At 44.3% G+C, this 4,685-nt stretch carries 4 protein-coding genes and 1 tRNA gene; 4 read left to right on the top strand and 1 reads right to left on the bottom strand.

Annotated features, from left to right (window positions below; translation table 11 throughout):
- Positions 1 to 195 precede the first annotated feature (195 nt).
- From IM479_RS10000 to tsaB, 4 genes are all read left to right on the top strand, one after another.
- The gene (locus tag IM479_RS10000; RefSeq protein WP_287687472.1) at positions 196 to 882 is read left to right on the top strand and encodes a diacylglycerol/polyprenol kinase family protein; all 687 of its coding nucleotides are present in this window, start codon (positions 196 to 198) and stop codon (positions 880 to 882) included.
- A 216-nt stretch (positions 883 to 1,098) separates the two neighbouring features.
- Entirely contained in the window at positions 1,099 to 1,971 is an 873-nt protein-coding gene (locus tag IM479_RS09995) for an aldose epimerase family protein (protein WP_287687470.1), read from the top strand.
- A gap of 63 nt (positions 1,972 to 2,034) precedes the next feature.
- Positions 2,035 to 2,106, top strand: a tRNA-Lys gene (locus tag IM479_RS09990).
- Between the two features lie 25 nt (positions 2,107 to 2,131).
- The gene (gene tsaB / locus IM479_RS09985) at positions 2,132 to 2,734 is read left to right on the top strand and encodes a tRNA (adenosine(37)-N6)-threonylcarbamoyltransferase complex dimerization subunit type 1 TsaB (RefSeq protein WP_287687468.1); all 603 of its coding nucleotides are present in this window, start codon (positions 2,132 to 2,134) and stop codon (positions 2,732 to 2,734) included.
- Here the strand turns inward: tsaB and IM479_RS09980 are convergent, their stop codons facing one another.
- Complete coding sequence (locus tag IM479_RS09980; protein WP_287687467.1) at positions 2,735 to 4,360, bottom strand: choice-of-anchor I family protein; 1,626 nt, start codon at positions 4,358 to 4,360, stop codon at positions 2,735 to 2,737.
- Between the last annotated feature and the right edge of the window lie 325 nt (positions 4,361 to 4,685).

Below are 4,685 nucleotides of genomic sequence, written 5' to 3'. Positions count from 1 at the left end.
GTGTCAGTCTGTAGAGCGACCATAAGACCAGAACAGATTTACTCTGTTAAGGCAGGTGCGGAACCCCGCAAGGGAAAGAAGCAGAAACCTAAATCGTGAGGTTTGGGAATCACCGTCCGTTTACGGCGGTGAGGATGTCAACAATGTCACCTCGATCGCCTAAACTAATAGATAGTCAATTTTCGCTTTTACCCCGTGGAACTATCCCACTCTCTCCTATTTTCGATCAGTTTAGTCGCCTGTTACCTAGGTGTTCTGATTCTGATCGCTGAAAAATTAAAAAGTCTTTTCAGTACCGATGGCGAAATTACCCGCAAAGTTGTCCACATTGGCACAGGAAACGTCATCCTTTTTGCCTGGTGGTTAAATATCCCCGCTTGGGTGGGAATAAGCGCCGCGATCCTAGCGGCAATTATTGCTATTCTATCCTATTTTTTCCCATTTTTACCCAGTCTTAATAGTGTTGGTCGCCGCAGTTGGGGAACTTTTTTTTATGCTGTTAGTATAGGTGTTCTCGTGGCTTATTTTTGGCCAATTTCTCACCCCGAATACGCGGCAATCGGTATTTTAATTATGGCTTTGGGAGACGGATTAGCGGCCCTAGTCGGACAAAATTTCGGTCAACATCCCTACAAAATTTTCGGCAGTGGCAAAAGTCTGGAAGGTTCCCTGACTATGTTGGGAATCAGCTTTTTAGTCAGCTTGATTATTTTATCTTTTATTAATGGCATTAATCCGCCAATTATTTTAGTATCTTTATTAACAGCGATCGGAGCTACTATTTTAGAAACTTTCTCGAAACTGGGTATAGATAATCTCACTGTACCGATTGGTAGCGCCGCAATTGCCTATTTTCTTACCCAAATTTTCATCTCAAGCTAGGCTATCTCAGCTTATTCACAAGGGCCGAATCTAAAACCTCATTGGTTAAGCTAAGTAGGGAGACACAATTATTTGTTAGGATGGGTTAGTGGTAGCGTAACATGATCGGGCGTTGGGTTTCATGCTTCAACCCAACCTACGTTCTATGTTAGCAATCAGCTTTTTAGTCAGCTGTACCGATAACTGATAACTGATAACTGATAACTGATAACTGATATGACCTTTACTATCACTCAAAACCAAAATCAATATCTTACCTATTGTCTCAAGGATGAAGAGGCTGACGCTTATCTGGAAGTGGTTCCCGCTAGGGGAGGAATCATCACCCGTTGGCAAATTTGCGGAGAAGATATTTTATATCTGGACAGAGAAAGATTCAAAGAGCCTAACCTCAGCGTCCGCGGAGGAGTCCCGATTTTATTCCCGATATGTGGCAACTTACCCGATAATACCTATCAACACCAAGGACGAAACTATACCCTTAAACAACACGGATTTGCTCGTGATTTACCCTGGCAAGTGAGCAAACAAAGCAGCGAAAACGCCGCTAGTTTAACCCTAGAATTGAACAGTAATGAAGCCACTCGTCAAGTCTATCCCTTTGATTTTCAATTAATCTTTACCTATCAACTGCAAGGAAACAGCCTCAAAATTCACCAAAAAGTAATTAATCTTTCCCCCGAAAAAATGCCCTTTTCCATCGGGTTCCATCCCTATTTTCAAGTCACCGATAAAACCAGATTATCCTTTGATATTCCCTCCTCCCAATACCTCGACCAACGCAGCCAAACCCTCCATTCCTACTCCGGCCACTTTGACTTTAATCTCGAAGAAATTGATGCCGCTTTTACGCAAATTACTCGCCATCAAAGTAGTTTTAGTGATTCCTATCATCAACGTCAAATTATCCTCGGTTACGACGATCTCTATACAACTATAGTTTTTTGGACTCTGAAAGATAAAAATTATATCTGTCTCGAACCCTGGAGCGCTCCCCGCAACGCCCTCAACACAGGCGAACATTTGACCTACTTAGAACCCCAGAGTAGCCGTGAGGCGATCGTGGAAATGCGAGTCAATCAAATTTAAATTTCCCCTTGACTTAGCCCCGATAAGATGTTATATTGATGAATCGTGTGCAGAACACGAAACGGGTCGCTAGCTCAGCGGTAGAGCACTCGGCTTTTAACCGATTGGTCTTGGGTTCGAATCCCAGGCGACCCATAAAAACTTACTGATAAAGATTGACTTGTCTTCCCCTGTCTATGGATTAGCCTTGCATACCAGCAGTCCCCAACTAGGACTGGCCCTCTCTAATTTCAGCGATGATAGTCGTCAACAAACTTGGGACTTAGACAGGGACTTATCGAACCTATTCCACCCCTATCTAAAACAGTTCCTGGCCCCGCAAAAATGGGCAGATTTAGCCTTTCTAGCCACCGCTAAGGGGCCGGGTAGCTTTACCAGTACCCGCATCGGTCTAGTCACCGGTAGAACCCTAGCACAACAATTACAGCTACCGATTTTTGCCGTCTCCAGTTTAGCGGCCTTTGCTTGGTCACAACGGCATTTTTACCCTCCCGATACCTATCTAGCCCTAGAAATGCCCGCCACTAGGGGACAATTGTATGTGGGCATCTATGGGGGTAATCGGGTTTACTTAGCTGATAGCCTGATGACTCCCGAACAATGGCAGCAGACTTTAGAAAACTTAACTATTCCCTATCAAAGATTAGCCACCCCCAGTTATTTAGGCATAAATGCCCCCGCTATCCTCGATTTAGCCCATTTGGACTGGCAAACGGGAAAACGCCCCCATTGGTCGGAGGCGCTACCATTTTACGGGATGTGATTAGCAATTCCCTCTTTTTTTCAAACTATAACCAGCTAATCCGAGGGTTACTAATCCTAAAACTGCGCTAGGTTCTGGGACAGGTTTGACGGAATAAATCACCAGATTGCGACTCACTTCATTGGCAACAATTAACAAGGGAGTACCATTGGGACTATCGGCAGCGGGAATAAATAATAATCCTTCGGGGGAGATATCGCCTAATTGCCAATCGTTGATATAATCAACAAAGAAAGGATTACTAGGGTTGGTGATATCATAAACCATGAAACCGCCAGCCCTTTCTATTCCCACAAAACTATAGAGACGATTGCCCACGGTTCCCACGGCTAAACCTTCCGGTTCTGGGCCGCGGTTATCGCTGCGACTATCGAAACTACCAGGAGTACCATCGGAATTAAAGATACTAGGAGTTAGGGGATTTGCCGAGAAACCTGCCAAAATTTGTTCAAAATCATCACCACTATCGAAGACTTGGGACAGTCCATTAGTTACATTCCAAATCGAAAAAGAACGACCACCATAGGCAAAAAGTTGGCTATATTGACCTTGGTCGTTAAGTCCGTCAATGCTAGAAACATCCAAACGGCCGAGATTTTGGGCTAATTGCAATTCGGCCGCATTAGGGAAAGCATTAGGGTCTAAAGTTAGATTAGAAACTCGTCTAGCCTCATTTCTAGTATCCCCTTCATTGGCAGTAATTAAATAGGTTTGTCCGGCGACAGTAACGGTGGCGATTGTATCCGGTTGATATAAGCCAAAAACTGGCCAGTTATTAATATTTACCCCTCCATCTCGATCGCTTGCATCTAAACCATTACCCGGTGCGTTAAAATCCTTAGCTCCTAGGGGTAAAATACTGGTGACTTGAGCGTTAACAATATCCATTACGGCAATAGCGTTATTTTCCTGTAGAGACACCCATGCAGTGGTTCCATCCTCGGAAACGGTGATGTATTCTGGTTCCACATCTTGGGAAACCGTTTGACCGGGGAAAATACGAACTCCCTGATTTCTTAAAGCGTTCTCTTGACCATTAAAACTGGTAAAGGTAGCAGTGTTGACCGTGGGATTAGAAACACCGGCAGCAAGGTTAATAACACTAACGGAACCATTGGGATTGACACCACTGGCCGCTTCCCCTTCGTTAGCGACCAAAACCCGATTACCGTCAGGAGTAAAGGTTAACATATCGGGTAAAGCACCCACAGTAACCTGACTCTGAAAGACACCATTAGTATCGAAAAAGACCACACTGCCGTTATTGGTAATCGTACTAGCTTCCATGGCCACGGCCACAATACCATTTTTGATGGCGACACTGTTAACCCCTGCACCGTAGGAGCTAAGATCGATCGAGGGTAAGCGAATTGGACTAGCGGGATTGCTGATATCGGCAATATCTAGACGATTATTGGGACCGGTCACGAATAATCTGCGACTAGCGGGGTCGTAGGTGGGAATTTCGGACCCAAAGTTATTAGCAGCAGTTGTACTATTGCCAATACTGCTCAATCGGTTGATATTTAAAGCTGAGGCCGATTCAGCAACAATATTGATACTGCCAGCAATTGACAGCAAGGTTAATAAAAATTTCCCATGGTGACGATAGATAGTATGAATCATATTTTTAGCTGAAAACCTGCAAAAAAAGGCTAAACAATCGCATTTTTTCAGATCCAAGTTAAAGGAAGATTAAACAAGAGAGAAATTAAGGATATCTTCAAAATTTGGCCAAGGGCAGTAAAAGCGATCTAGAAGAAGGGGTTCGTCGATCGCTTTTTAGTTGAACGGCTCATTTACCGGAGTGTTGACATCCTCGCCGCCGTAAAACGGACGGCGATTCCTCACCACGCCACTTTTTTAGGGTGGTCGCGTCAACGGGGTTGACGCAGATAGCGAAAAACGCTTAATTGCTTAAGTCTGACACTTTCGACCCGTCCATTTTGAG

Origin of the sequence: Microcystis sp. M165S2, assembly GCF_020245885.1 — a bacterium.
Lineage (GTDB): Bacteria > Cyanobacteriota > Cyanobacteriia > Cyanobacteriales > Microcystaceae > Microcystis.
The sequence above is the reverse complement of the archived record's forward strand: the minus strand, read 5'-3'. Positions and strand labels throughout refer to the sequence as shown.

Coding starts and splice junctions, on each gene's coding strand:
- IM479_RS09995 (WP_287687470.1), top strand. CDS start 1,099: ATGACCTTTACTATCACTCAAAACCAAAATCAATATCTTACCTATTGT.
- IM479_RS09980 (WP_287687467.1), bottom strand. CDS start 4,360: ATGATTCATACTATCTATCGTCACCATGGGAAATTTTTATTAACCTTG.